At 35.9% G+C, this 25257-nt stretch carries 22 protein-coding genes and 1 pseudogene; 13 read left to right on the top strand and 10 right to left on the bottom strand.

Annotated elements, in window-relative coordinates; translation table 11 throughout:
- Nucleotides 1-3: 3 nt before the first annotated feature.
- Nucleotides 4-570 (bottom strand): DUF6705 family protein, encoded by a 567-nt coding sequence (locus H6W52_RS00785; protein WP_116098214.1) that lies wholly within the window; start codon nucleotides 568-570, stop codon nucleotides 4-6.
- A 25-nt stretch (nucleotides 571-595) separates the two neighbouring features.
- Entirely contained in the window at nucleotides 596-2146 is a 1551-nt protein-coding gene (locus H6W52_RS00780; protein ID WP_123891962.1) for a hypothetical protein, read from the bottom strand.
- Nucleotides 2147-2370: 224 nt separating this feature from the next.
- On the opposite strand from H6W52_RS00780, the gene H6W52_RS00775 reads away from it, so the two are divergent.
- The 3 genes from H6W52_RS00775 (at nucleotide 2371) to H6W52_RS00765 (ending at nucleotide 5314) form a co-directional block, all read left to right on the top strand.
- Complete coding sequence (locus tag H6W52_RS00775) at nucleotides 2371-2766, top strand: helix-turn-helix domain-containing protein (protein WP_116098210.1); 396 nt, start codon at nucleotides 2371-2373, stop codon at nucleotides 2764-2766.
- Between the two features lie 207 nt (nucleotides 2767-2973).
- Complete coding sequence (locus H6W52_RS00770) at nucleotides 2974-3648, top strand: DUF6261 family protein (RefSeq protein ID WP_116098208.1); 675 nt, start codon at nucleotides 2974-2976, stop codon at nucleotides 3646-3648.
- A gap of 388 nt (nucleotides 3649-4036) precedes the next feature.
- Nucleotides 4037-5314, top strand: coding sequence for a replication-associated recombination protein A (locus tag H6W52_RS00765; RefSeq protein WP_116098206.1), 1278 nt, complete (start codon nucleotides 4037-4039; stop codon nucleotides 5312-5314).
- 412 nt (nucleotides 5315-5726) lie between these two features.
- On the opposite strand, the gene H6W52_RS00760 is transcribed toward H6W52_RS00765, so the two are convergent.
- From H6W52_RS00760 to H6W52_RS00740, 5 genes are all read right to left on the bottom strand, one after another.
- Nucleotides 5727-6167, bottom strand: coding sequence for a hypothetical protein (locus H6W52_RS00760; RefSeq protein WP_116098204.1), 441 nt, complete (start codon nucleotides 6165-6167; stop codon nucleotides 5727-5729).
- A 117-nt stretch (nucleotides 6168-6284) separates the two neighbouring features.
- Nucleotides 6285-8483 (bottom strand): DUF2339 domain-containing protein, encoded by a 2199-nt coding sequence (locus H6W52_RS00755; RefSeq protein ID WP_116098202.1) that lies wholly within the window; start codon nucleotides 8481-8483, stop codon nucleotides 6285-6287.
- A gap of 116 nt (nucleotides 8484-8599) precedes the next feature.
- A complete protein-coding gene (locus H6W52_RS00750) occupies nucleotides 8600-9334 on the bottom strand; it encodes a hypothetical protein (protein ID WP_116098201.1) in 735 nt (244 codons plus the stop codon).
- A 325-nt stretch (nucleotides 9335-9659) separates the two neighbouring features.
- Entirely contained in the window at nucleotides 9660-10508 is an 849-nt protein-coding gene (gene pheA / locus H6W52_RS00745) for a prephenate dehydratase (protein ID WP_116098199.1), read from the bottom strand.
- Nucleotides 10509-10610: 102 nt separating this feature from the next.
- Nucleotides 10611-11021, bottom strand: coding sequence for an acyl-CoA thioesterase (locus tag H6W52_RS00740; protein WP_116098197.1), 411 nt, complete (start codon nucleotides 11019-11021; stop codon nucleotides 10611-10613).
- Nucleotides 11022-11159: 138 nt separating this feature from the next.
- Between H6W52_RS00740 and dnaA the strand changes: the two genes are divergently transcribed.
- The 4 genes from dnaA to H6W52_RS00720 all read left to right on the top strand — a co-directional run bounded on the left by dnaA (nucleotide 11160) and on the right by H6W52_RS00720 (nucleotide 14366).
- Nucleotides 11160-12614 (top strand): chromosomal replication initiator protein DnaA, encoded by a 1455-nt coding sequence (dnaA, locus tag H6W52_RS00735; protein WP_076393394.1) that lies wholly within the window; start codon nucleotides 11160-11162, stop codon nucleotides 12612-12614.
- 96 nt (nucleotides 12615-12710) lie between these two features.
- A complete protein-coding gene (locus H6W52_RS00730) occupies nucleotides 12711-13160 on the top strand; it encodes a low molecular weight protein-tyrosine-phosphatase (protein ID WP_116098195.1) in 450 nt (149 codons plus the stop codon).
- 2 nt (nucleotides 13161-13162) lie between these two features.
- Complete coding sequence (locus tag H6W52_RS00725; protein WP_116098193.1) at nucleotides 13163-13663, top strand: nuclear transport factor 2 family protein; 501 nt, start codon at nucleotides 13163-13165, stop codon at nucleotides 13661-13663.
- Nucleotides 13664-13667: 4 nt separating this feature from the next.
- Nucleotides 13668-14366: an SAM-dependent methyltransferase gene (locus H6W52_RS00720; protein ID WP_116098191.1), complete on the top strand. Its 699-nt coding sequence runs from the start codon at nucleotides 13668-13670 to the stop codon at nucleotides 14364-14366.
- Between the two features lie 97 nt (nucleotides 14367-14463).
- On the opposite strand, the pseudogene H6W52_RS00715 reads toward H6W52_RS00720, so the two are convergent.
- A pseudogene (locus H6W52_RS00715) lies at nucleotides 14464-14607 on the bottom strand (GxxExxY protein); the annotation flags it as partial.
- 175 nt (nucleotides 14608-14782) lie between these two features.
- Between H6W52_RS00715 and H6W52_RS00710 the strand changes: the two are divergent.
- On the top strand, nucleotides 14783-15850 hold the full coding sequence (locus H6W52_RS00710) for a DUF2891 domain-containing protein (protein WP_116098189.1): 1068 nt from the start codon (nucleotides 14783-14785) through the stop codon (nucleotides 15848-15850).
- A 189-nt stretch (nucleotides 15851-16039) separates the two neighbouring features.
- Here the strand turns inward: H6W52_RS00710 and H6W52_RS00705 are convergent, their stop codons facing one another.
- Complete coding sequence (locus H6W52_RS00705) at nucleotides 16040-16513, bottom strand: DUF962 domain-containing protein (protein ID WP_087710910.1); 474 nt, start codon at nucleotides 16511-16513, stop codon at nucleotides 16040-16042.
- A 70-nt stretch (nucleotides 16514-16583) separates the two neighbouring features.
- On the opposite strand from H6W52_RS00705, the gene H6W52_RS00700 reads away from it, so the two are divergent.
- The 5 genes from H6W52_RS00700 to H6W52_RS00680 all read left to right on the top strand — a co-directional run bounded on the left by H6W52_RS00700 (nucleotide 16584) and on the right by H6W52_RS00680 (nucleotide 22966).
- The gene (locus H6W52_RS00700) at nucleotides 16584-17429 is read left to right on the top strand and encodes a helix-turn-helix domain-containing protein (protein ID WP_116098187.1); all 846 of its coding nucleotides are present in this window, start codon (nucleotides 16584-16586) and stop codon (nucleotides 17427-17429) included.
- Between the two features lie 89 nt (nucleotides 17430-17518).
- The gene (locus H6W52_RS00695) at nucleotides 17519-18829 is read left to right on the top strand and encodes a TolC family protein (protein WP_116098185.1); all 1311 of its coding nucleotides are present in this window, start codon (nucleotides 17519-17521) and stop codon (nucleotides 18827-18829) included.
- Between the two features lie 22 nt (nucleotides 18830-18851).
- Nucleotides 18852-19958 (top strand): HlyD family secretion protein, encoded by a 1107-nt coding sequence (locus H6W52_RS00690; RefSeq protein WP_116098183.1) that lies wholly within the window; start codon nucleotides 18852-18854, stop codon nucleotides 19956-19958.
- 93 nt (nucleotides 19959-20051) lie between these two features.
- Nucleotides 20052-21644: an MFS transporter gene (locus H6W52_RS00685; protein WP_116098181.1), complete on the top strand. Its 1593-nt coding sequence runs from the start codon at nucleotides 20052-20054 to the stop codon at nucleotides 21642-21644.
- Between the two features lie 617 nt (nucleotides 21645-22261).
- On the top strand, nucleotides 22262-22966 hold the full coding sequence (locus H6W52_RS00680) for a class I SAM-dependent methyltransferase (RefSeq protein WP_116098179.1): 705 nt from the start codon (nucleotides 22262-22264) through the stop codon (nucleotides 22964-22966).
- A 246-nt stretch (nucleotides 22967-23212) separates the two neighbouring features.
- Here H6W52_RS00680 and metG read toward each other — a convergent pair whose 3' ends face one another.
- The gene (gene metG / locus H6W52_RS00675; protein ID WP_116098177.1) at nucleotides 23213-25249 is read right to left on the bottom strand and encodes a methionine--tRNA ligase; all 2037 of its coding nucleotides are present in this window, start codon (nucleotides 25247-25249) and stop codon (nucleotides 23213-23215) included.
- Nucleotides 25250-25257 lie beyond the last annotated feature (8 nt).

Raw genomic sequence — 25257 nt, 5'->3', positions numbered from 1 at the left:
TCGTTATTGTTTTGTGAAGATTAAATCTTTTGTCTCAGGTAGATAAATTGTAGTATCTAAAGTTGGAGGGCATTTTGCAGCTGTTGTAATAATATCATCAGGTCTATATTCCCAAGATATTTGTGTAGCATTTATTTTTTTTAAATAAATATCTCCCCATCCAACATGACAATTTGTACCAGTATAAATAAACTGTAAAGCATTTTTTGCAGGTCTCACTTTGAAACTATAGAATTCAATGTCTGAGCTATTATTCTGAGTATCTTGTAAAATTACTCCTGAAGAATTTTTAACAATATATTTTACAATTAAAGCATCCATATAATAACTTTTTTGAGCACTATTTTCTAATTTATTTTCTTGCTTAGTAATAAACAGTGTGATTTCTTTACCATCAAAAGTACCTTTATAAGTGCCTATGTAAGGCGTTAATTCATTATTTGTGTCCTTTATATATGCTCCATTTGGAATACTCGCGAATGGAGTGTTTAGAGGAAGATTTTGTGCGGAACAAGATAATGTGCTAATCATTAAACATATCATTGAGGCTTTTAAATATACTGCTTTCATATTTATTATTATTCTAAAATTAATATTATGGACATGGTGTTACGGTAATTGCTCCAGAGCTGTCTTTTGTTACATTATATACTGCTCCGCTATTCTCAATACGCTGAAGGATTACTTTGTTGTCAAGCCCCATATTTGTCAAAGTATCTAAAAATAATTTTTCCAATCCTTTTTCATTTAAATCGCCTGAACTGTTACTATAAGATGTACCACTTATATATGGGTCACTTAAATCACTTGCTGTCTTTCGATAGTCATTTATAATTTGGGTCATTTGTGCAGGTGAATATACAAAATTTGCTAATTCCGCACCTGTTCCTGCAAAACGTATCACATAGTTTATATATTTTACCCCATCAGGACAACTGCTACAGGCTTCCGCAGCTATCATTCCCAAATAAGCATTTCCAACTCCGTCACTTATACTTTGAGCTGCTGCAAATCCAAACAATGCGTCTGTAATATCTGGAGGAGAAACCATATGGATACCCGTAGCTGTATGATTATGGTAACCTCCATAGCCATCAGTAACATTATTAAACACAACTTGATGTGCTGTACTAATATCTGCAGGAACTACTGTACCATCCTTTTTTTCTTTAAAGCCAATTTCACCTGTTTTAGGATTTGTTAATGTTTGTTTTGCCTGTGCTTTTACAGTGGTTATTCCTGCCTGTACATTGGGTCTGTTGAGCATACTTTTCGTTTTCTCGCAGGGGTTACTTAAATTCGGGATATTCGGAGAAGTAGGAACTCCTATTGGGCAAGGATTATATACTGCAACAGGATCAAGAGGATTTTGAAATACTTCGGTGATACAATTGTCATTTCCTGCATTGCCTCCTCCGGTTCCGTCATCAGATCCTGTATTTCCGGAACCTCCTTCATTTCCTCCGCCACCACCAGACGAACAAGACCAGTAGCCTATAGTATATACCTGTGGCTTAATCTCTGCTGTGCAGTTTACCCAGTCGCTTATATTGCTTTGGTTATGGATATGCTGGCTGCAATCTTGCCAGATGGTTTCTTGGACGTAAGAACATTCCTGTACTTTAGATAAGGTAATATTGGTACCTGCTTCTGTAATCGTTGTTTTTCCTTTAGTATCCACCGGTATCCCCTCCATAATATTCTGTTTTTCCTGTTGGGTAAAATTATAACGGAATAATAATCCTTTGTAAGTTCCATCGGGAAGTGGCGTTAATACCAGATTTTCAACAGGTGCGTCTATGGAAGCATTCTCCCTTACAATATTAAAAGTGTAGGTATGGTAATTCGGTCCGTTTTCGATGTAGATTACATCATTTGTATTAATGGTAACTCCGCTTCCGGCATTTACGGTTTTTCCCGATACATTGTATTGTGAAGATCTCAGCAAAGTCTGGGCTTCTGAGATTTCTGGCATAAGCTTCAGCCTGTGTTTACTTTCAGCCAGAGACATTCTTCTGGAGGTTAGCTGAAACTGGCTGCTGTTTTCAAAAATTTCTTTTTCAGGAAGCATATCATTCCTGCAGGAATACAGGAGACTCAGAAAGACTATCAGTACCGATAGCCTGAGAATAATTTTTCTTCTCATGATCATGTTGTTTTTTATGGGTTAAATATAATTCTTTTTATTATAAGATGCATTTTTTTGTTTTGGTTGCACAAGATATATTAAAAAAATCGATCTATATATGAACAGCAACAAAACTAAGGGGTTATTTCACTTCTGCCCACAACTAAAGTTTTAAAATCCACTACAAAAGTTTTAATTTTGAAATATAAAAAACAGTAAATTAGCTGAAAAATTATTAGAATATGTCTTTAGGAACCAAACTGAGAGCGCTGAGAACAGAAAGAAATTTATCGCAGACACAAGTCGCCATGGAGCTTGATATTTCGCAGACTGCATACTGCAAATGGGAAAGCGACCAGACCAAACCGGGAATTGACAATCTGCTGAAAATCTCTGAATTCTATGAAACGGATATTTATGATTTACTGAAAGACGAAGGATATACACAAATAAATAAGGAGAATAGTGTTAATGAAAATTCTAGTAATAATATGATTCAAAATCAGACCAATAATTATAATACTTCAGAAAAACTCATCGAGCAATATGAAGAGCGCATCAAAGAGCTTCAGGAAAGAAATCAGGAGTTGAAAGACCAAATTGAATTCTGGAAAAGTAAAGGAGAAAGCAAAACGTAGTCTTTTTTCCGAAAGTATACTGCGGCAGGCAGCCATGCTACGGAGCAATCCGAAAACCCGCTGCACCCTGCACGGAGCTTTCGGAAGCATCCGAAAACCTCCTGCACTGTGCAGGAAACTTTCGGGAACCCCCGAAAAAATAGATCTGCCCCCTCAGCAGATTTTACGATAAAGAACAATATTTTATCTTAATAGAAATAAATACAAATGAATTCTATTGACCTTCCAAAACTAAGGAATGCAGAATACCTGCAATATGCCAAAGATTTTACCGCTATTATTAACCTTAATAATCCTGCTGCCTTACAGATAGATACCAAGCTTTCTGTTTTTACATCCAAAATTGCAGAGCTGGAAGCACTCTTCAAAAAAGCACTCGCCAGTGAAACTACCGCAGAAATTATGCTGCTGGACGAGAGGAGGGATAACGCTATTATAGGAATAAACTATTTTCTGCAATCGCAGTCTTATCATTATGAAGCAGATAAAAAGCAGAAGGCCAGACTGCTTTTAGATAATATGGCTTTGTACGGAAGCGGTATTGCCAGACTCAATTATCAGGCAGAAACGGCTACTCTTAATAACATGATCCGGGATTGGGAAAATAAACCGGAGCTTACAGATGCTGTTGCATTCTTTTCCCTTTCAGCATGGGTAAATGAGCTGAAAACAGCTAATGAACTCTTCAATACAAAGTATCTTGCCCGTACACAGGAATACGGAGACGCCAGTCCTGAAACCATTAAAGGAAAAAGAGAAGAAACCAATGCTGCTTATTATACTTTAAGAGACAGGATCGATGCGCTTCATCTTTTGGTAGAAACTCCGCCATCGCCTTATATTACGGTCATTAATCAGCTCAATGCGCTTACGGATCAGTAAAATATACTTCTTGTGAACAGAAAAGAAACCGGAGCTGTACCGCAAAAAAATGAAAATCCTCCTTTACAATAATTTTAGCCCGTCTATACCGACGGGTTTTTTATTGAGAAAACATATCCTTATCTTTACGTTGTATTAAACTTTAAACTAATTTCAGAATTAACCACAAAACGCACAAAAGACAATGTTAAAGTGTTTTCTATTATAATGAAAGCGCTCAAAAGAATAAAAATCAAAGATTTTCAAAAACTATGGTGAACTTTTTCATTGATAATGACCCGCTTTAAATAAAAGTTTAGTCATTTTTTGTGACTTTTGCCGTTAAATAAAAAGTTTAAACAGACTTAATATTTACTAAAAGAAGTTGATATAAACAATACATTAAATTTTGAACCAAAATATCCCATTAGCTGAAAAATTAAGACCCAAAACACTGGATGATGTTCTCGGGCAGGAACATTTAACCGGAGAAAAAGGCACGATCCGGAAAATGCTGGAAAACAATTCCCTGAATTCTCTTATTTTCTGGGGACCTCCCGGAACCGGAAAAACCACTCTGGCGGAAATCATTTCTGAAAAATCGGGAAGGAAATTCTATAAACTTTCTGCGGTTTCTTCGGGAGTGAAAGATGTAAGAGATGTGATTGAAGATGCCAAAAAGCAGAATCTTTTTTCCGGAAAATCGCCGATTTTGTTTATTGATGAAATTCACCGTTTCAATAAATCTCAGCAGGATTCTCTTCTTCATGCTGTAGAAAAAGGCTGGATTGTTCTGATTGGTGCGACAACTGAAAACCCGAGCTTTGAAGTGGTTTCGGCTTTGCTTTCCAGAAGTCAGGTCTACGTTTTAAAAGCATTAACCTATGAAAAACTGGAAGAACTGATTGATACAGCTTCCGAAAAATTCAATCAGGATGAAAAAACATCGTTCAAAATCATTGAAAAAGAAGCTTTTATTCAATATTCCGGTGGTGATGCAAGAAAGCTGATTAATTCTGTAGAGTTGGTTTTAAATCAATATAAAAATTCCAAAAAATCAGAAATTAAAAATGAAGATGTGCTTGAAGTTTTGCAGGAAACGATGGCGCTTTACGATAAAAACGGAGAACAGCATTATGATATAATTTCGGCTTTCATTAAATCCATGCGCGGAAGCGATCCGAACGGTGCGGTGTATTGGCTGGCAAGAATGATTGCAGGAGGAGAAGACATTAAATTCATTGCAAGAAGAATGCTGATTCTGGCTTCCGAAGATATCGGTCTTGCCAATCCGAATGCATTGGTGATTGCCAACAACTGTTTTCAGGCGGTGAACGTGATCGGAAATCCTGAAGCACGAATTATCCTTAGTGAAACGGCGGTTTATCTTGCGGTATCGCCAAAGAGCAATTCAACGTACATGGCGATTAATGAAGCTTTGGCATTGGTTAAAAAAACGGGAAATCTTCCTGTTCCTTTACACTTAAGAAATGCACCCACAAAACTCATGAAAGATCTGGACTATGGGAAAGAATACAAGTATGCCCATTCGTATGAAGGCAACTTTGTAGATCAGAGTTTTCTGCCGGAAGAAATTAAAGAGGTAAAATTATATGAGCCGGGAAACAACGCGACTGAAAAGAAGATCTACGAAGAATTAAAGAAAAAATGGAACAATAAATACTGAAACTCTTCATTAACCACAAAAGTTCCAAAAGAAAAACATCATAAATAACCTCAGTTCGGGATAATAAATAAATTTAAAAAAATTGATTTATAGCATTGTATTAATTTATCGCAAAGAAAAACAAAAGATTTTTTTACTTATTGAAAGTTGGTAAGCTAAACAAAGGCACTTCGTTTATTTAGAAAACACAAAAATGGTATTACTTTGATAAGTTTTACGCCTTTGTATATCTTAAAAGTTGAATTCTTGATAATTGAATCTCTTTGTTTAACCTTGCGGTTAAGAAGACTTATCCCGAACTTAGGTTAAATAATAAGAATATTTAAAGTTCTCAAAAGAAAAGCTTTAAGCAATATTACTGAAAAAGGATGCTCAAATTGGGCATCCTTTTCTTTAAATATGATCTGAGAAATTACTTTTTAGAAGTCGTTACCGATACCATTTTCTTACCGTTGCTGGTAACAACCTGTGCATTGTTGATGATGTCTCCGTATACTATCGTTTTTGTATTGGTAAACTCGTATCCGTCAATAAGTACCGGTGTATCTGCAGGAAGCCCGAACTGCGCATTCAGTTCGTTTACAGGCATTCTGTCTAATACAGGCTGATTGCTTTTCAGCTTGTATTCTACCAATCCGTTATCTGCAATATAATCGAATTTTTTAAGGTTTTGCGGAAGTTCTGTTGAAGATTTGTAAGCTTTAGAGCTTTGTACAGAACTTTTATAATGAGTATTAAACATATCTACCGTTCCTACAATATCATTTGCCACTGCAAATTTTGTAGCTGTATTCTTCTGAGCAAACAGCGTAGCAGAAGATAATAATAAAAAAGAGTAGAGAATTTTTTTCATAATGTTTCTTGAATAAATGACTATTAAAAACTTGATAAATATAGGTATTTTTTACAAAATGTAAATAAAAATTCATAATATTTTAACGATTGTTTATCGATAAAAGTTTTTGTAAAACTATAAATTTTCAGTTTCCGGCTTATCTTCTTTCGTTTCCACCAGATTTTTAATTATTTTCTTAAGCCTTTGAAACAGAAATGAACTTAATAATAATATGACGCCCAGAATAATAAAAGCTATAATTCTGGATACATTATCCATTTCCCAGACATCATAAAGATACAGTTTCAGGATGGTAACGGCAACCAGTGCAAAACCGATTTTGTTGTATTCTGAAATATTATTCTTCAATCCTCTGTAAATAAAAATACAGGAAAGAACTGCCCAGATAATCGGAAGATAAAGAAGACCGAAGTGTTTTCTTAAAGCTTGGATGTCTGATATTTTTTCGGCATTCAGCAAAATATAAATGTTGTACAATTCGAAGCTTAATGTAGTGATAACAGCAAGAGAAATCATCCAGTAAGATAATTTTACAGTAAAGAAGTGAGATCGTGGCAACACTTTCACCATAATATAAATGAATGGAACCCAATAGAGAAGATAAAGTCCGTAAAAGCCAGACGATATTTTATGCAGCAAAAAATTGGAGACAATTCCCGGACCTGAAATTACTGTATCCAATATAATCAATATGCAGAAAAGATAAATAAGATTGGTTTCCGCAGGTTTCGGGATTTCCAGTTTTTTTCTGAACAGCAAAATGGTAAAAATATAGTACAGCGAAAAAATGATTCCGACACTGAAAATTACAATCCACGGTTGTGCAGAAAGATGATACATGATCTCCAGAAGGATTGCAAAATAGATAACACCGTAGCTTAATATTAAAAACAGATATTCAAAAAAATCATTGATTTTATCATCATGACCGGGATGTTTTCTCAGTAAAAATAAATTGAAAAATGTGGTAACCAACGTCACAGAACTTGTAAGAAATACAGGATTAAAAACGATATTCAGGCTTTTTGCATCGATATATTCTGTCCAGGTGATGATCTGTGCAATGATGACCAAAGGAAAGAGAACATTAAAACATTTTCTGAAAATTTCAAGGTTTGTTTTCTTCCATATATATAAAAGGAGTGTTGCTTCAATAGCCCAAACACTCGTTATAAGATGGGTTTTAAACTGCAATGCAACGGCTAAAGTTAAAAGACTTACCGTAACTGCGGCGAATACAGAATAATTTATTCCGAAATTCTTCTGAGAATATTCCCTGAACAGTAAAATGGAATTCACCAAAGCAAAAATCAGCGGAAAAATAATCACCGGTTCATAGCCAAGCTGATTAAAAATATAAGCGAGTCCGATGATGTTGGTAAAGTTAATTAAAATAAGCATCAGAATATCCGATGAAGACATAACTTCTTTCCTGAAGTAATTTTTTAAGGCAAAAAGATAGAAAATAAGATACCCTGAAATATAGAAATAGATGCTAGTAAATTGTGTGGTTTCAAAAGTCCAGTAGAAAAGATAAACATAAGTAAAGATAAAAGCGATCCATCCGATACTCTTCCAGTTTTTAAGAAAAGCAACGGCAAGCATTCCAAGATTAAGAACGGTAATGTAGGTAAACAGAAATAGATAGTTGCTGTGTCCGGAACTTACCATTAATGGAGCTAAAAATCCTCCGAATAAAGAGAAAATAATAAGAATCTCACTTTTATAATAATAGGAGAGTGCAATACTCATTAATGTAATCAGACAGGTTACGGAAAATGCAGTATTCTGGGAAAACAGATGATATTCGCGGAAAGCGATCGTTACCGTAAAGTACAGCACTGCAATTCCGCCTCCGGTAATAATGGAAGAAAATACAGAATAGCTTTTCCTCAAAAAATGACCAAGCGAAATGATGACAGCTCCTAAAAAGAATCCGATTCCCACTCTCAGCGTTTCTCCGATCCAGTTTTTATCAATCGCATATTTTACGAAATAGCCGATTCCTAAAACCAATGTAAAGATCCCGATAATCGTTAAAGCATTTTGTTTCAGAAATTCGAAAATGATATTCATCCAGTCCTTTCCTTCCTGTTCAGGAATAATATCCTGCTCTGCATGAAGTGTAGGTTCTGCATTCTGTACAGCCAAAGAAATTTTCTCGTGGTTTTCTTCTTTTACTTCCGGCTTTTCAGCATTTAATTTTGAACTCAGTTCCGAAACTCTTTCCTCCAGTCTGCTGATTTTGCTGTTCAGATGAGTAAAGATGATCAGAATACATAAAATGAGGAGAATAACGATCGAATAAATCATTTTTAGACTTTTGGTTATATCAAATATAACAATAAACTTAATACCATATAATTAATCCGCCATCAACAGATGATATGGCGGATTAATTCTAAAGTAATATTTGAACTATAAAAAAATTAATTGGATACTTTATAAATATAGAATGAACCAGTGCTTGAACCTAATAAACCTAAATCCAGCACAGAATTATTTGTAAGTCCGAAAGATATTTTATCTCCTGCCTGAAGAGGGTATAAAGAATTAATGCTTCCTTCAGAAATTGTTAAGCTCACCAATCCCAGATTGATCCCGCTGAATTCTCTAGTATCGATAATTGTTCCTGTTCCGGCTCTGTTTCTTAAAATCGCAATACTTGGTGGTGTGGTAAGAACTCCGGACTGAAGCCCTGTTCCGTATCTGAAAGTAAAGCCAATGGCATAGATTCCCGCAGATGGAGCAGTATAACTACCATCGGAATCTGAGAAAAGAGATGAGGTTCCCGTTGTTTTTTCTGCCACTAAAAAGTTAACCGGTCTGAAACCGTTAGGCAGGATTCCGATATTAATAAGAGTAATTCCTGAAGTTTTTTTCGCTGAATATACCGAAGTATTTATTCCCGAATTAATAACATACTCTGAAATAACCTGTGGGGAAACCTGTACGACCTGAGCGTCTCCACCGGTATTCTGATTGACAGCAAGAACCTGATAACCCGGAAGAGTGGGAGCAGCAGGTGTTTGTCTGATTTTCATTGTTCCGTTAACATCAAGACTAGCCTGAGGATTCGGAGTACCAATACCAACCCATCCACTTTGAGAAAAAGCTAAAGTTGACATCGTCGCTAAAAGTAAGCTGTAGATTTTAGTTTTCATGCTATAAAATTTAAATTAGTTAATGGTTTTAGTCTCAGTTAGTTATTTTCAATTTACATCAAATAGTATGCAATAAATATGTTAAATGTTATTTTTTTTCAACAATTGATGAAAAATTATTAAAAAAACGCATTTATAACCCTGTTGTATTGCTTTTTTTGAAGATAAATTTCAATTATATTACATTATGAAAAATATGAAAATCAATATTTTATGAACATAATTATAGTAAAGTTAGTTTTTTTTCTGCTTACAACCAAAAATAACTTATTAAATCTCTTTAATATGAAATATTTTAAAAAATTTACAAATATGTACTTATAAATTAACTCGTTAGAATATATTCTCTGTAATTTCCTAAGAAATCTACCTCTACATTCAGTGCTTTAAGCTCTTCCAAAGCGTTTTTGTAAAGTGCTGATTCCCAGATTCCGGATACATTGATGTAAAAAAAGTAATTTCCCAGACCTGTTTTCAGCGTTCTGGATTCTATCTTGCTGAGGTTCATCTTTCTCCATGCAAAAACAGACAACACCTGATGAAGACCTCCCGCATGATCTTCCGGAAGGGTAATCAGCAATCCGGATTTTTCTCCTAAAATTTCCAAATCTTTATTGTCATAAGTTTCCTGCTTTTTTGAAATAACAATAAATCTCGTATGGTTTTGTTCAAAATCCTGTATGTTCCGGTGGATAATTTTCAGACCGTATAAATTGGCTGCAAACTGATTCGCGACCGCGGCAAGATTTCTGTCCGGATGTTCAGAAACGTGTTTTGCAGCAGCAGCAGTGGAAGAAAACTCCTGTTTCGGGATTTCCTTACATGTTTTATCCAGAAAATGAAAACTCTGCGCTAAAGCCTGCGGATGAGAATATATTTTTTCAATATCTGCTTCATCACAGTTAGGATGAATCATCAGATGATGCGCAATAGGCATTACGGCTTCAGCCTGTATTTTTATATCCGGTGTTTTATAAAGATAATCCAGCGTCATGGAAACCGTTCCTTCGATGGAGTTTTCCAGCGGAACAACGGCTTTTTCAACCTCTCCGGCTTCTACCGCAGTAAAGCAGTCTAAAATATTGGTTTGTGGTAAAAGTTCTTCATTCGGGAAAAGCTGGGTGGCTGCAAGCTGTGTAAAACTTGCCTGCGGTCCCAAAAATGCAATCTTCATTATATCTCTGTTATTATTTATTTAAATATAGCGAAATTTATATAAGCCGCTCAATTTGTATTTTTAAAAGTTTAATCTTCTGTGTATGTGCTTTTGTTTGTGTTATTCCTTCCAGTTTTCCTCAATCAGTTTCATCAGATAATCCGGACACTTCACCACTTTGTTGGTTTTGGCATCCAAAAAGAATAGAGTAGTAGAAGCTTCTGTGATCTTTATATTTTCTTCGTTGAAGATTTCATATTCAAATTCAATTCTCACTCCCGGAATTTTTTTTACGTACGTATGAATTTCTAATTTTTCATCATAAAAAGCAGGTCGTAAATACTTAATTTTATACTCGGAAACAGGCAGCCAAATTCCTTGATTCTCAATCTCATTATAAGACATTCCTATGCTTCGGAAAAGCTCCACTCTTCCAACTTCCAGATACTCGGCGTAGTTGCCGTAATAAACGTATTTCATAGGGTCTGTTTCTCCGTAACGTACTCTTAATGAGTGTGTTGTGTGTATCATTTTAAGCTTCTTTATATACATACAAATATATTTTTAAATAATCAATATCCACAATATTTTTTTTTAAGATAAAAAAATTAGACCTTTGTCGTCCTTCCAAAAAGTACTAACAACTAAGAATTAATCAGGGCATCAATTATGGATGAAAATTTAATGATGATATGGCAGAAGTGCCTTCAGTTCATGCGCGATAATCTCAACGCAGCTGAAGATAATTCTGATCTGAAAAAACTTGAAAAATCTTTCGATTTACTATTCGATAAGGTTCAGCCGATCTCATTGGTTGAAAATAACCTTACGCTTATGGTACCGAGTGATTTTTACAAGGAATATATTGAGGATAATTACCTGTCCTTGCTTTCGGCTGCCCTGAAGAAAAACATAGGAAAAGGAGTGAAATTATGGTATTCTGTAATGGAAAACAAGCCTGCCGGTTTGGAAAGACCCGTTACCATGAATATGAAAGGTAAATCTGTACCTACTCCGAAAGTACAGGAAACTATGCCGCAAGGTTTTTCTGCCAATATCGTGAATCCATTTGTGGTTCCGGGAATCCGAAAAGTAAATATTGATTCCAACTTAAAATCTGACTTCTCTTTCGATAATTATGTAGAAGGAGAAAGCAATAAATTTGCAGCTACCGTTGCAAGATCTATCGCTAAAAGACCGGGTGCAACGGCATTCAACCCATTATTTTTATACGGTGGTTACGGTGTAGGTAAAACACACTTAGGACAGGCTGTAGGTCTGGAAGTAAAAAGCCAGTTTCCGGATAAAGTAGTATTATATCTTTCTTCCGAAAAATTCATTCAGCAGTTTATTTCGGCGGCAAAAGCACATAAGCAGACTGAATTTGCGAATTTTTATCAGATGGTTGATGTTTTAATCATTGATGATATTCAGTTCCTTTCCGGTAAATCTGCAACACAGGATAGTTTCTTCCACATTTTCGATCATTTGCATCAGAACGGAAAGCAGATTATCTTAACTTCAGATAAAGCTCCGGCAGATATTCTGGATATTCAGGACAGGATTGTTTCCCGATTCAAATGGGGACTTTCTGCAGAGATCAAATCTCCGGATATTTCAACAAGAAAGCAGATCATTATCGATAAATTAAGCAGAGACGGAATCGTTCTTCCGGATGATATGCTGGATTTCCTTGCTGCGGAAGCAAAAACAAACGTAAGAGAGCTTATCGGAATCATCAATTCGGTTATTGCTTACTCTACCATTTATAAGCAGGATCTGAGCTTAACTTTACTGAAGGATACCATTAATAAGATTGCATCCAACCAGAAAAAAGTCATCAACATTCCTTATATTCAGGAAGTGGTTTGCGATTATTTCGGAATCAAAAAAGAACAGCTTTTATCCAAAACAAGAAAAAGAGAAATTGCACTTCCAAGACAATTGGCGATGTATTTTTCTAAAGAGCTAACCAATGCCACTTTCACAAAGATCGGTGAGGAAATGGGCGGAAAAGACCATTCTACGGTAATGTACGCTTGTGATACCATCAAAGATGTTTCCAAGATCGACAAAGAAGTTAAAAAGTATGTGAAGGAATTGGGAGAAAGAATTAAACAGTAAGAAATAATTTAAATTAAATAAAGAAAATGGAGAATAATTTTATTCTTCATTTTTTATTTAGTTTTGTTACCTGAAACATTAAAAACTGAGACTGAGATGAAAATATTAATGGTATGTCTGGGAAACATTTGCAGAAGTCCTTTAGCAGAAGGAATTATGAAAGCAAAGGCTCCTGAATATTTTGTAATAGATTCTGCCGGAACCATTTCTATGCACGAAGGAAATCATCCCGACAAAAGAGCCATTAAAACCGCTTCAAACCACGGAATTGATATTTCGAAACAGAGATCCAGACCAATAACGTCTGCAGATTTTGAAACATTTGATAAAATCTACTGCATGGATGTGGATGTTTTGGCTGATGTGGTTTCTAAAGCTAAAAATGAAGAACAGCGAAAAAAAGTGTCTTTATTTCTTGAAGTTTTGGGCGATCATGAAAATGCTGAAGTTCCCGATCCTTATTGGGGAGATATGCAGGAATTTGAAGACGTCTATCATTTGCTGGATCGTGGCTGCGATGCTGTTTTAAATAAAATTTCAAAATAATTATGAAGAAATTTTTCGTCCTTTTTATTTTTTGCAGCAGTTTTGTTTTTGCCCAGACAAAAGATGAAATCGCCATCCGTACCATGATGGATGATTTTATGAACTGCATTAAAACCAGAGATGAGGCAAAGTTTGTATCGCTTTTTCAGGATCCGGTTCTCTGGACGGGAGTATATACAGATCGTACCTACAAAAAAGTGATAACAGAATATCCCGACGAAAAAATTTATTTTACAGATAATTACAAAGCCTTCATTAAAAGTTTTAAAGACAATAAATCTGAGGAAAAATTTGATAATGTGAAAATTATCGAAGACGGATCTATTGCTTCCGCTAATTTCGATTACAGTTTCTGGCATGACGGCAAAATGCTGAACTGGGGAAAAGAAATCTGGACTTTAATGAAAACCGACGGCAAATGGAAAATTACTTCCGTTTCTTTTTCCATGGATCTTACAAAATATTACCCACAACCTTCTTTAAAAGAAAGAACAAAAAAATAAAATCATGCTTTTTTTACTTCCTGCTTATCTTTCGGAAAACACCTCTATTACGCATTTTTCACCAGTGATTAAAGAGTATATCATGCAGACCGATTACTTCTTCGTGGAAAATGAAAAAACTGCCAGAAAAGTGGTTAAATTTTTCGCTCCCGAAAAAAAACAGTCGGAGCTGAAATTTTTTTTGCTGGATAAATACACAGAAAATGCAGATATTAAAGAAGCGCAGCAACTGATGTTAAAAGGTCAGGATTTCGGATTGCTTTCCGAAGCAGGACTTCCGTGCATTGCAGATCCTGGAAACCTCATGGTAAAATGGTGTCATGAGAAAAACATCCGTGTTATCCCGATTTCAGGACCTTCATCGATTATTTTAGCACTAATTTCCAGTGGCTTTAACGGTCAGGAATTCACCTTCAACGGCTATCTTCCGATTGATAAAAGTGAAAAGAAGAAGCAGATTCTTCAGCTAGAAAGTCTGGTTCAGAAGACAGGATATTCGCAGATTTTTATGGAAACGCCTTACAGAAACAACGCCCTTTTTGAAGATCTGACTAAGTTTTTATCACCAAACACAAAGCTTTGCATCGCCGCCAATATCAACGATGCTGAACAGGAATTTATTAAAACAAAAACCATAAAAGAGTGGCAGAAGCAAAAACCGGAACTCCATAAAATTCCGGCAGTGTTTGTTTTGGGAAAATAGAGAAGGTTTTTATAATCTTTCGCAGATTTTACTGATCATGCAGATTTTTTAGTATAAACTTGATCTGTTTAATTTGCAAAATCTGCGGGAGAGAAAATTATAACTTATTGACTACTCTTTTAATTCCATCTAAAATATTCGTAGTATTAAAATTAATTAATAATCCGAGTCTTTTATCTGAAAGTTTCAAATAAGTCTGCAATTGCTTATAATGAATTTCTTCAAGATTTTTTACAGATTTTAAGCTTAAAAGCGTTAAGTATTTGTAAACTTTGCGTTAAAATTTAGCACTAGAATTATGAAGGATAAGTAAAAAGCTTTTAATAAATATTTAAAATAATTGAAGATAATTTGTGAATTTCTATTTTTAGCCTGATCGCAAATGAAAAATTGAATTTATTTTATATTTTTAATGAATGAAAAAGAGTCTTTTAGCCATCATTTTTTTACCGTTTATGATGTTTGGTCAGGAAATTCCGAAACTTACCGATGAAATGGCGGTGAGATTATCTGAAAAGCCGCTTCACTGCATCAATCAGGAATATCCGAACAAAACAGCTCATATTATCAATAACGAAAAAGAAGTTTCTTTAAGTCCTAAAGATCTTCATCCCAGTTTTTATGGCTGCTTCGACTGGCACAGCTCTGTTCACGGACACTGGATGCTGCTTCGGCTGCTGAAAACAAAACCGGATCTTTCGGTGGCAAAAGACATTGAAAACATTCTCGACAATTCATTTACAAAAGAAAATTTACAGACAGAAGCCGATTATTTCACCAAATATCAGCTAACCGGAACTTTCGAAAGAACGTACGGATGGGCTTGGTTATTGAAATTAGACGAAGAACTGGCAACATGGAATCATCCCAAAGCAAAAGTATGGCATGAGAATCTAAAGCCTCTTACCGATAAAATTTTAGCTTCTTGGAAGACTTTTTTGCCTAAACAAACCTATCCTAACAGAACGGGAGTTCATCCCAATACCGCTTTTGCAATGGTTTTTGCACTCGATTGGGCAAGAGCGACCGGAGATAAAGATTTTGAAAATCAGCTCATTGAAAAGGCAAAGTATTTTTATCTGAACAATACCAAAACGCCTGCTTATCTTGAGCCGGACGGATCGGATTTCTTTTCGCCAAGTCTCGAAATTGCAGATCTGATGCGACGCTTTTTACCCCAAAAAGAATTTGTCCTGTGGTTAAATAATTTCTATGAAAAACGAAGTCTGGAAAATATTGAAAAAATTCCGGTGGTGAGTGATCTTTCAGATTATCAGACGGTTCATTTGGTTGGTTTATCTTTTTCGAAGGCGTGGTGCATGAAAGGAATTGCTAAATCACTTCCCGCAAATCATCCTTTAAAACAGAAATTTGAAAAAACAGCCAATGTATTTTTAAACAACGGATTGCCATTGCTTTTTCAGGGGAATTACGGGGGAGATCATTGGTTGGCAAGTTTTGCCGTTTATGCTCTTGAAGATTAATAAGGTTAGAAGTTTGATGCCGTAAGAGGGAAGCTTCATATGCGCGACTTCAACGGTTGAAATAATTCTTGCTGGAAACACAATACAGTAAGAGGGAAGTTGTATAGCCTGAAAACCAACTTCCATCTTCAATCATTCGTTCCAGTTATCAATCATCAATCATCAATCATCAATCATCAATCATTACAATTAATATCTGATTCCCAGTTTTTTAAGAATAAAACTCAACAGCCAGATCGGTCCTACCAAAAGGAACTGTAAATCTTTCAGGAATGAAGGTTTTTTGCCTTCAATCTTGTGTCCTACAAACTGAAAAATCCACGTTATTACAAAAACAGCGAGATAAACCATCCACGATTTTTCTTCAAAACGGATATTGATTCCATAAGCGAAACTTTCCATTAAAATCATCACGAAAAACATAATCAGACCGATTAAAAAAGAAAGTCTGGTGTAAAAAATAGTCACTAAAGCGATGGCTGCAAAGCTTATATAGCTGATTTCGCCGATGTACCTGAAGCCAATTGATTTTGAAGGAATGATAGAAATAAAACCTAAAATTGTCCAGAAAATTAAAGGAACACAGATCCAGTGGATCAGCTTATTGGTCGAGTTTCTGTGGCTTTCGGCGTATTCTGCAAATAGTAAATCAATTTTTCTCATATCATTAATTTGGAAAACACTAAAATAATAAATTTTTGTGATCGCTCAAGAGATTGCTTACATTTGTACTATGTCTGTCTTAGAAAAATTCGGGGTTGAAATTTTTACGCAACATAATATTTTCGAGAGAATTTCTGTCGATAAACCGTTCCGTCCTGATAATCCGGCGTTTATCTTTGTGAAAACAGGAAGTATTAAGCTGAAACAGCATTTTCGAGATCTTGAGCTTTCCGCCAATATGTTTATGGTAACAGATCCTCAGACGGTGTATGAAATGATCTCCATCAGCGATGATTTCCAGTCGAGAATGGTTTCGTACAAGCGTGAATTTATCTCCGCTTTATCTTTGAAATTCAACAGATTAATTACATACCGTTATTTCAGGCAGCAGATGAACATCGGTGTTCCTTTCGAGCCGGATGAATTGGAAGTCGTCTGGAAAAGTGTTAATTTCCTGAAATATATTCTCGATTCTGAGACAGAAATGACCTACAAGAAAGAAATTGTTGAACATCTTTTTTCCGTTTTCTGTTATCAGATGGCGGGAATTATTTCCAAGGAAGACAGCAATTCCATGAGCCAGATGTCCAGACAGGAGGAAATTGTTTTTATTTTCCTGAATGATCTCACACAACATCATACCCATGAGCGAAGCGTGGAGTTCTATGCGCAGCGCCAGTCGATTACAACCAGACATCTTTCGGCGGTGGTGAAAGACATCACGGGAAAGTCGGCAAGCCAGATTATTTCACTGATTGTGATGAATGAAGCAAAAGTGCTACTGAACTCTTCAAATAAGCCGGTTTCGGAGATTTCCGGTATTCTCGGGTTTAGTGATCCCTATTCTTTTTCACACTTTTTTAAAAAACATCTGGGCGAAAGTCCTTCCCAGTACAGAAATCAGTTCGAAAACTAAAATCTTACATTTGAACATCTTTTTCCAATTCTTAAACATTTTTTTGAGTTTGTTGCTGCCGTACCTTTGTATCCGTAAAACAAGGTAAAATGGTTAAGAACATAAAAACAGCGCTATCACTCGTGATAGCCTTATTTCCTGCGCTGTTTTTTTCACAGGAAATAAAGCAGCTCACTGCAGACGAAGTTGCCGAACTCGCGGTGCAGAATCATCAGCAACTGAAAGTTTCGGCACAGAATATCGACATTGCCAGACAGAACACGGAAGTGGTAAAACTACAGAAACTGCCGAACATTACGGCTTCTACCAGTCAGTTCTACTTAGGCGATGCCGTTGCTATCGACAAAGATTTCTCAAATTCCACAAATGTTCCGATGCCGCACTACGGAAGTTCGTATGCGGTTCAGGCAACACAGCTTATTTTTAAAGGTGGATTGGTGAACAAGTCTATTGAAATGGCGGGACTTCGTGAGCAGCTTTCCAAACTGGATCTGGAAAAGAACAAACAAGACGTGAAACTTCTGGTCATTTCAAATTATCTGGATATTTATAAAATTTTAAATCAGGAAGCAGTTTTTCAGAACAATAAAAAACTGGCTCAGGAAAGACTGAAAAATATTCAGAAATTTTATCAGCAGGGAATGGTGACGAGAAATGAGGTCATTCGTGGTGAACTGGCAATCAAAAATTTAGATCAGGGTATTTTAACGTTAAAAAACAATAAAAAAATTCTGAATTATAATTTAAGCATTGCTTTAGGATTACCCACTGATACGGAAATTGTTCCTGTAGAAAGTTTGCAGAACAAAGAATCGGGAATCGGGATCGAGTATTATGTAAATCTCGCTCATGACAGCAATCCTTTGCTGAAATCTGCGAAAACAAATATTGATGTTGCCGACAAAAATATTGAAATTATTAAAACCGACAGAATGCCTACGATTTCAGGTTTCGGAGGATATTCTCTGCAAAGACCGATTACTACAAGAAATCCTGTTCTGGATATGTATTCCGGTGGTTGGCAAACGGGGATTTCATTAAGTTACAATATTGATAATCTTTTTAAAACCAAAAAAAAAGTGAAGCTGGGAGAGCTGCAGAAAACGCAGGCAAATGATGCGATGACTTTAACGCAGCAGAATATTGATATGGCTGTAAATGCGGCATATACCAAATATCAGGAATCGATTCAGCAGGCGGAAATTTTAAATGATGCTAAAAAATTAGCAGAAGAAAACTACAAAATTACCGAAGCTAAATATCTGAATCAGTTGGCGGTACAGGCGGAAATGATCGACGCGCAAAATCAGAAATTACAGTCGGAGCTTGATTATGCGAATGGAGAAATCAATGTGCTGTATCAGTATTACAATCTTTTAAAATCTACCGGAACACTTTAATATTTAAAATTTGAAAAACAAAATGGAAAACAAGGAACAAAATACAACTCAGGCTTCTGCCAATTCAGGAGCAGCAGCCAATAAAAAAGAACGAAAGAAAAACAGAATCAAAGCTGTCATTTCCAATATCGTGGTTTTTGCCGTGATTGGTTTTGGATTGTACTGGCTGATTGCGCAATATTTTCACATCGGTGATAAAACCTATACGGAAGCGGCTCAGGTTGAGGAATTTATCAACCCTATCAATACAAGAGTTTCAGCTTACATCAAAGAGATAAAATTCATTGAGCATCAAAAGGTTAAAAAAGGAGATACGCTTGTTGTATTGGATGACCGCGAAATTTTAACCCAGATCGGACAGGCGGAAGCAGCGTATCAGAATGCTTTGGCGCAAAGAGCGGCAACTAGTTCGTCTGTGAATACGGTTTCTAATAACGTGAATGTAATGGAATCTAATATTGCCGGAGCAAAAGCAAGACTCTGGAATGCAGAGCAGAATTTAAACCGTTACAAAAATCTTCTGGCTTCCGAGGCGGTGACGAGACAGCAGTACGATCAGGTAAAAACGGAGTATGATGCACAAAAAGCGGCGTATCAGACTTTAATCAACCAGAAACAGTCGGCGAATCTTTCTACTGTGGAAGTGAAAAGTAAATTCGGGATTATTGATGCGGAAATTAAACGAACAAAATCTGCGCTGGATATGGCGAAAATTAATCTTTCTTATACGGTAATTACCGCGCCTTATGATGGAGTGATGGGAAGAAGAACGATTTCTGAAGGACAGTTGATTCAGCCGGGACAACAGGTGGCAACGATTGTTTTGAACGGTCAGAAATGGGTGACTGCCAATTTTCTGGAAAGTCAGATGCCGAATGTAAAAACAGGAGAAAAAATGATGATGACAGCCGATGCGTTGGGCGGAAAACAATTTGAAGGAGTGGTTACAGCGATTTCTGCGGCTACAGGTTCAAGATATTCTAATATTCCGACGGATAATTCTACCGGAAACTTCATTAAAGTTCAGCAGAGAATTCCTGTAAGAATTGAGTTTACGCCTTCCAATAAAAAAGAAGACATCGAAAAGCTGAGCGCAGGAATGAATATGAATATTGTGATTAAAAAATAAGGAGAGTAGAAAGAAGGATGAGGAAAACCGAGGTTAATGTATTTTAAAATCATACATCTTCAGACTTTCAGCCTTCAAATCAAATTTTAAAATATGTACAACAAAGGATTATACCGAGATTGGGTACCGAAACCTGTCCAGCTTTTACTGATCGTGCTTTTACTGGCGATCGTAATGCCTTTGGGCGGTGTTTACACAGGAAACATCAGTTATATGGTGGGCGGAACCGGTGCGCTTTCGGAAAATTATATTTTTGCAAATTATGCTTCCACGATCGGAATGGGAGCGGCAATGCCGATTGTTTTGAGGCTGAAAATGCGGTTTAAGATCAGGGATAAAATTACGGTTGTTCTGGTTCTTTTGGGAATTTTAAATTACATTAATGCAACCACACTTCAGCCTTCTGTAATCATCGGAAGTTCTCTTCTGATCGGTTTCTTTAAAATGATTGTTGCGATCGAATTATTTTTACCTGTTATGGCAATGATCGGGAACCGTGGTGTTTTTTACGGTGTTTTTTATTCATTTATCCTGATTATGAACCAGATTGCGGGGTATTATGCCGTAGAAGTTTCGGTTTTGTATAACTGGCAGCAGTTTTTCGTGCTGATTTCGATTTTGTGTTTCGGACTTGCCATTTTACAGTGGATTTTTATGCACGATCAGTATTTTGCTTTAAAAGTCCCGCTTCATTATATTGACTGGCTGAGTATTCTGCTTTTTGTGGCAACGTTTATGTTTTCGGCGTATGTTTTTGCTTTCGGAAAGCAGCAGGATTGGCTGAATTCTAAAAATATTATTAATGCATCGATTGGCGCTTTTGTAAGTTTTGCGCTTCTGGTGATCAGACAGACGCATCTAAAGAGACCTTATTTATCTTTCAAGGTTTTTTCAAAAAGCAATGTTCTTCACGGATTGTTTATGCTTCTTTGTCTGGGAATGTTTATGGCAACGGCAACGTTACAGAATATTTTTGCCGTCGGAGTTTTGGGATACGACCAATTAACCAATGCGAAGCTGAATCTTATGATGATTCCCGGAATAGTAGCTGCCGGAATTGTGGCGATTATCTGGTTTAAAAGGGACAAACCTGTGAAAATGTATATTTTTTCCGGATTTGCAGCGATGTTGGGATATTCAGTTATTATGTATTTCTCGATGGTTTTGGAGTTTAATTATGACAACTGGTATCTTCCTTTATTCCTGAAAGGTTTTGGGATGACGGTACTTTTTATTTCCGTTTGGTATTACACGCTTGATAAGCTTGAACTTGATGATATGATGGCTGCCATCGGATTGGCTTTGGTCTGGAGAACTTTTCTTACGATCGGTTTCTTTTCGGCGGTATTTTCATGGTTTCAGTACCGTTTTCAGGTGGAAAGTTTAGGAAATCTGGCGGTTTATATGGATGGATTAACGGTGAGTTCACAAAGTGTGGCTGCCAATCTGAAAGGTATTCAGCTCAATGCCATTATTGCTGCCAATAAAAAGATTTTCGGATATATCGTTATTGCAGGTTTCGGAATTTTAGGATATATTCTTACGCATCATTTTGGAAGAGAGCGTTTTGTATCGACAAGATTTATAAAAGTGTTAAGCGGAAAATCTGTAATTGCCAGAAGAAGACTTTTGGAAAGAAAAAGATTATCCGAAGAAATAAAAGACGCAGCAGGTCCTGCGATGTAAAGAACCTTGTTTTTCATTTACTGAGTCAAAGCTCCATTTTAATTGTAAAGTGGGGCTTTGCGTTTTGAGAATGAAACTTGTTTAAACTAATTTCAGAATTAACCGCAAAAGGGACAAATGATAATGTTAAAGAGAATTTCCAGAATAATCAAAGTGCTCAAAAGAATAAAAATCAAAGATTTTTAAAAACTATTGTGACCTTTTTCATCAACTTGAAATAAAAAATTTAGTAGATCTTTTGCACCTTTTGCGGTTAAATAAAGTTTAAACAGACTTATGGTTTAAAAATTTAAAGTCAAAAATTTCGAATGTTAATTTTAGAATTAAAACTTGTGATAAACTAATTTCAGAATTAACCACAAAAGGGACAAAAGATAATGTTAAAGCGAATTTCCAGAATAATCAAAGTGCTCAAAAAAATAAAAATCAAAGATTTTTAAAAACTATTGTGACCCTTTTCATTTATAATGATCAACTTTAAATAAAAAATTTAGTAGATCTTTTGCACCTTTTGCGGTTAAATAAAAGTTTAAACAGACTTATGGTTAAGTGCGTTTTTCACAACAGATGTTCATTTAAAAATTTCAAAAACTTATCTTTGTACCATATATCAAACTATGAAAGATTTAATGGGGAAAGCCATTTGGGATTTTTATCACAACGAAAATCCTGAAGATCTGCAGACCGAAACTTCTATTTCCGAACTGGATGAACTTCCTGTAAAATATCTGTTCCGCGATTTTGACGGAATGAATGCAATCGAGCAAAAAGCTCTGCAACTTGCAAAAGGAAAAACATTAGACATTGGAGCAGGAGCGGGTTCTCATGCTTTATATCTTCAGAATGAAAAAAATCTGGATGTTACCGCATTGGATATTTCTCCGAAATCCATTGAAGTCTGCCAATTACGAGGTATAAAGAAAGCAGTTGCTGAAAATATGCTTCATTTTTCCGGAGAAACATTTGATACGATTCTTTTGCTGATGAACGGAACGGGAGTTTTCCAAAGTCTTCATGTGATTGATATTTATCTGAAAAAGCTTTATTCGCTTTTAAATCCGAACGGTCAGATTTTAATCGACAGTACAGATATTCTGTATATGTTTGATGAAGATGAGGACGGCGGTGTTTACATTCCTGCGGAAGGATATTACGGCGAACTGGATTATATTGTTCATTATAAAGGAGAATCTGAAGATCCTATAAAATGGCTGTATCTGGATTTCAATACCTTAAAAAATGCAGCAGAGAATAATGGTTTTAAAATAGAAAAAGTGTTGCAGGAAGAGGATTCTTATTTAGCTAAACTGACTAAAAAATAATTAGTTTTTGTCATTGTGAGGAGCAAGCGACGAAGCAATCTCAAACTTAAAAAAAATAACATTCAGACTTAACTTTTCTTAAAGCCTTAACAGAATCTTAATGGTTAAAATTTGTAACATTAAGATTTATTTATATCGTTAAGATTAATAAAAGATTGCTTCGTCGCTTTGCTCCTCGCAATGACAAATAAAAAATCCACATGATTTTTAGTTCATGTGGATTTATTTTTTTATCTCAATATCGGATTATCCAATCTCAATACCGTTTTCAACATTGCTGTCATCCGGCGTTACGAAAGATAATTTTCCGTCCGGTTTTGTGGTTAAAAGCAACATTCCCTGAGATTCAATTCCTCTGATTTTTCTTGGGGCAAGATTCAATAAAATCATAACCTGCTTTCCAACAACTTCTTCCGGCGTGAAGCTCTCTGCAATCCCGGAAACTACAGTTCTTACGTCCACTCCTGTATCAACAGTTAGTTTCAGTAATTTATCTGCTTTCTCAACTTTTTCAGCTTCTAAAATAGTGGCTGTTCTTAAGTCGATTTTCATAAAATCATCAAAAGTGATTTCTTCTTTCATAGGTTTTGCGTTAGGGTTTGTTTTTTTATTGTTTTGCTTGGTGTCTTCCAATTTCTGGATTTGAGCTTCGATAACATTATCTTCAATTTTTGAGAAAAGAAGAGATGCTTCGTTGATTTTATGACCTGTTTCAATTAAAACAGATTTAGTTTCAATAGTATTCCAATCAGATTTTTGAACATTAAACATATTCAACAATTTCTCAGAGCTGAAAGGCATAAACGGTTCACACAACTGTGCTAAAGCAACTGCAATCTGAGCTCCTACAAATAAAGAATGTGCTGCTTTTTCAGGGTTATCTTTTATTGTTTTCCATGGCTCTTCTGTCTGAAGATACTGGTTTCCGAAACGTGCCAAATTCATTAAAGCTGTTAAAGAATTTCTGAATTCATAGTTTTCTAAAAATCCTGAAATTTCTTTTGCTGATTTGTTAATTTCTTTTAGCTCAGGAGTGTTTACATCACCTTGAGGAACAACCCCATCATAATATTTATGAATTAACACAGCAACTCTGTTGATGAAATTTCCGAAAATTCCAACCAGTTCAGAATTATTTTTCGTCTGGAAATCCTTCCACGTAAAATTATTATCTTTTGTTTCAGGAGCGGATGAAAGCAAGGCATATCTTAATACATCCTGCTGTCCCGGAAAATCTTCTACATATTCGTGCGCCCAAACCGCCCAGTTTCTCGAGGTGGAAATTTTATCATTCTCAAGATTAAGGAATTCAAAAGCAGGAACATTTTTAGGCATGATATAATCTCCGTGAGCCTTCATCATCGCCGGGAAAATAATACAGTGGAATACAATATTATCCTTTCCAATAAAGTGAACCAGATCACTTTCCTCGCTTTGCCAGTAATCTTTCCAGTTTTTTCCGTTTTTCTCCGTCCATTCTTTCGTGAAAGAGATATATCCGATTGGCGCATCGAACCAAACGTACAATACCTTTCCTTCCGCATTCGGAAGAGGAACCGGAACACCCCAGTTCAGGTCTCGGGTCATGGCGCGAGGTTTTAACCCATCATTTAACCATGATTTTACCTGTCCGTAAACGTTGGGTTTCCAATCGTCTTTATGACCTTCAATAATCCATTCGTTCAGGAAATCTTCGTATTCATTTAATGGTAAATACCAGTTTTTTGTTTCTTTCAAAATAGGAACGTTTCCACTTAGCATGGATTTCGGATTAATCAATTCCGAAGGTGAAAGGGTAGTACCGCATTTTTCACACTGATCTCCGTAAGCATTCTCATTACCGCAGTTCGGGCAGGTTCCGACGATGTATCGGTCTGCCAAGAATTCTCCTGCCTGTTTGTCAAAATACTGTTCAGACATTTCTTCGGTGAATTTTCCTTTTTCATAAAGAACCTTAAAGAAATCCTGACTAGTCTCGTAGTGTTTCGGAGAGGTTGTTCTGGAATATTCATCAAAAGAAATCCCCAAATCTGAAAAAGATTTTTTAATGATTTCGTGGTATTTGTCTACAATATCCTGTGGTGTAACCCCTTCTTTTTTAGCTCTTATGGTAATGGGAATTCCGTGTTCATCGCTTCCGCAGATAAACGCTACATCTTTCCCCAATCTTCTCTGAAATCTCGCATATACATCCGCAGGAATATAAACACCTGCCAAATGCCCTATATGAACCGGTCCGTTTGCGTAAGGCAATGCCGCCGTAATCATCTTTCTGTTTGACATTTATAGTA

This window comes from Chryseobacterium sp. C2(2020), from assembly GCF_014218915.1.
GTDB classification, from domain to species: domain Bacteria; phylum Bacteroidota; class Bacteroidia; order Flavobacteriales; family Weeksellaceae; genus Chryseobacterium; species Chryseobacterium mucoviscidosis.
This window is presented reverse-complemented; position numbering and strand designations above follow the sequence as displayed.

What these genes read in the sequence shown, in the direction of transcription:
- dnaA (WP_076393394.1), top strand. Translation starts at nt 11,160, where the DNA reads ATGGATGAAAATTTAATGATGATATGGCAGAAGTGCCTTCAGTTCATG.
- H6W52_RS00695 (WP_116098185.1), top strand. Translation starts at nt 17,519, where the DNA reads ATGGTTAAGAACATAAAAACAGCGCTATCACTCGTGATAGCCTTATTT.
- H6W52_RS00710 (WP_116098189.1), top strand. Translation starts at nt 14,783, where the DNA reads ATGAAAAAGAGTCTTTTAGCCATCATTTTTTTACCGTTTATGATGTTT.
- H6W52_RS00740 (WP_116098197.1), bottom strand. Translation starts at nt 11,021, where the DNA reads ATGATACACACAACACACTCATTAAGAGTACGTTACGGAGAAACAGAC.
- H6W52_RS00720 (WP_116098191.1), top strand. Translation starts at nt 13,668, where the DNA reads ATGCTTTTTTTACTTCCTGCTTATCTTTCGGAAAACACCTCTATTACG.
- H6W52_RS00730 (WP_116098195.1), top strand. Translation starts at nt 12,711, where the DNA reads ATGAAAATATTAATGGTATGTCTGGGAAACATTTGCAGAAGTCCTTTA.
- H6W52_RS00755 (WP_116098202.1), bottom strand. Translation starts at nt 8,483, where the DNA reads ATGATTTATTCGATCGTTATTCTCCTCATTTTATGTATTCTGATCATC.
- H6W52_RS00775 (WP_116098210.1), top strand. Translation starts at nt 2,371, where the DNA reads ATGTCTTTAGGAACCAAACTGAGAGCGCTGAGAACAGAAAGAAATTTA.
- H6W52_RS00770 (WP_116098208.1), top strand. Translation starts at nt 2,974, where the DNA reads ATGAATTCTATTGACCTTCCAAAACTAAGGAATGCAGAATACCTGCAA.
- H6W52_RS00725 (WP_116098193.1), top strand. Translation starts at nt 13,163, where the DNA reads ATGAAGAAATTTTTCGTCCTTTTTATTTTTTGCAGCAGTTTTGTTTTT.
- H6W52_RS00785 (WP_116098214.1), bottom strand. Translation starts at nt 570, where the DNA reads ATGAAAGCAGTATATTTAAAAGCCTCAATGATATGTTTAATGATTAGC.
- H6W52_RS00780 (WP_123891962.1), bottom strand. Translation starts at nt 2,146, where the DNA reads ATGAGAAGAAAAATTATTCTCAGGCTATCGGTACTGATAGTCTTTCTG.
- H6W52_RS00685 (WP_116098181.1), top strand. Translation starts at nt 20,052, where the DNA reads ATGTACAACAAAGGATTATACCGAGATTGGGTACCGAAACCTGTCCAG.
- H6W52_RS00700 (WP_116098187.1), top strand. Translation starts at nt 16,584, where the DNA reads ATGTCTGTCTTAGAAAAATTCGGGGTTGAAATTTTTACGCAACATAAT.
- metG (WP_116098177.1), bottom strand. Translation starts at nt 25,249, where the DNA reads ATGTCAAACAGAAAGATGATTACGGCGGCATTGCCTTACGCAAACGGA.
- H6W52_RS00680 (WP_116098179.1), top strand. Translation starts at nt 22,262, where the DNA reads ATGAAAGATTTAATGGGGAAAGCCATTTGGGATTTTTATCACAACGAA.
- H6W52_RS00705 (WP_087710910.1), bottom strand. Translation starts at nt 16,513, where the DNA reads ATGAGAAAAATTGATTTACTATTTGCAGAATACGCCGAAAGCCACAGA.
- H6W52_RS00760 (WP_116098204.1), bottom strand. Translation starts at nt 6,167, where the DNA reads ATGAAAAAAATTCTCTACTCTTTTTTATTATTATCTTCTGCTACGCTG.
- H6W52_RS00750 (WP_116098201.1), bottom strand. Translation starts at nt 9,334, where the DNA reads ATGAAAACTAAAATCTACAGCTTACTTTTAGCGACGATGTCAACTTTA.
- pheA (WP_116098199.1), bottom strand. Translation starts at nt 10,508, where the DNA reads ATGAAGATTGCATTTTTGGGACCGCAGGCAAGTTTTACACAGCTTGCA.
- H6W52_RS00690 (WP_116098183.1), top strand. Translation starts at nt 18,852, where the DNA reads ATGGAAAACAAGGAACAAAATACAACTCAGGCTTCTGCCAATTCAGGA.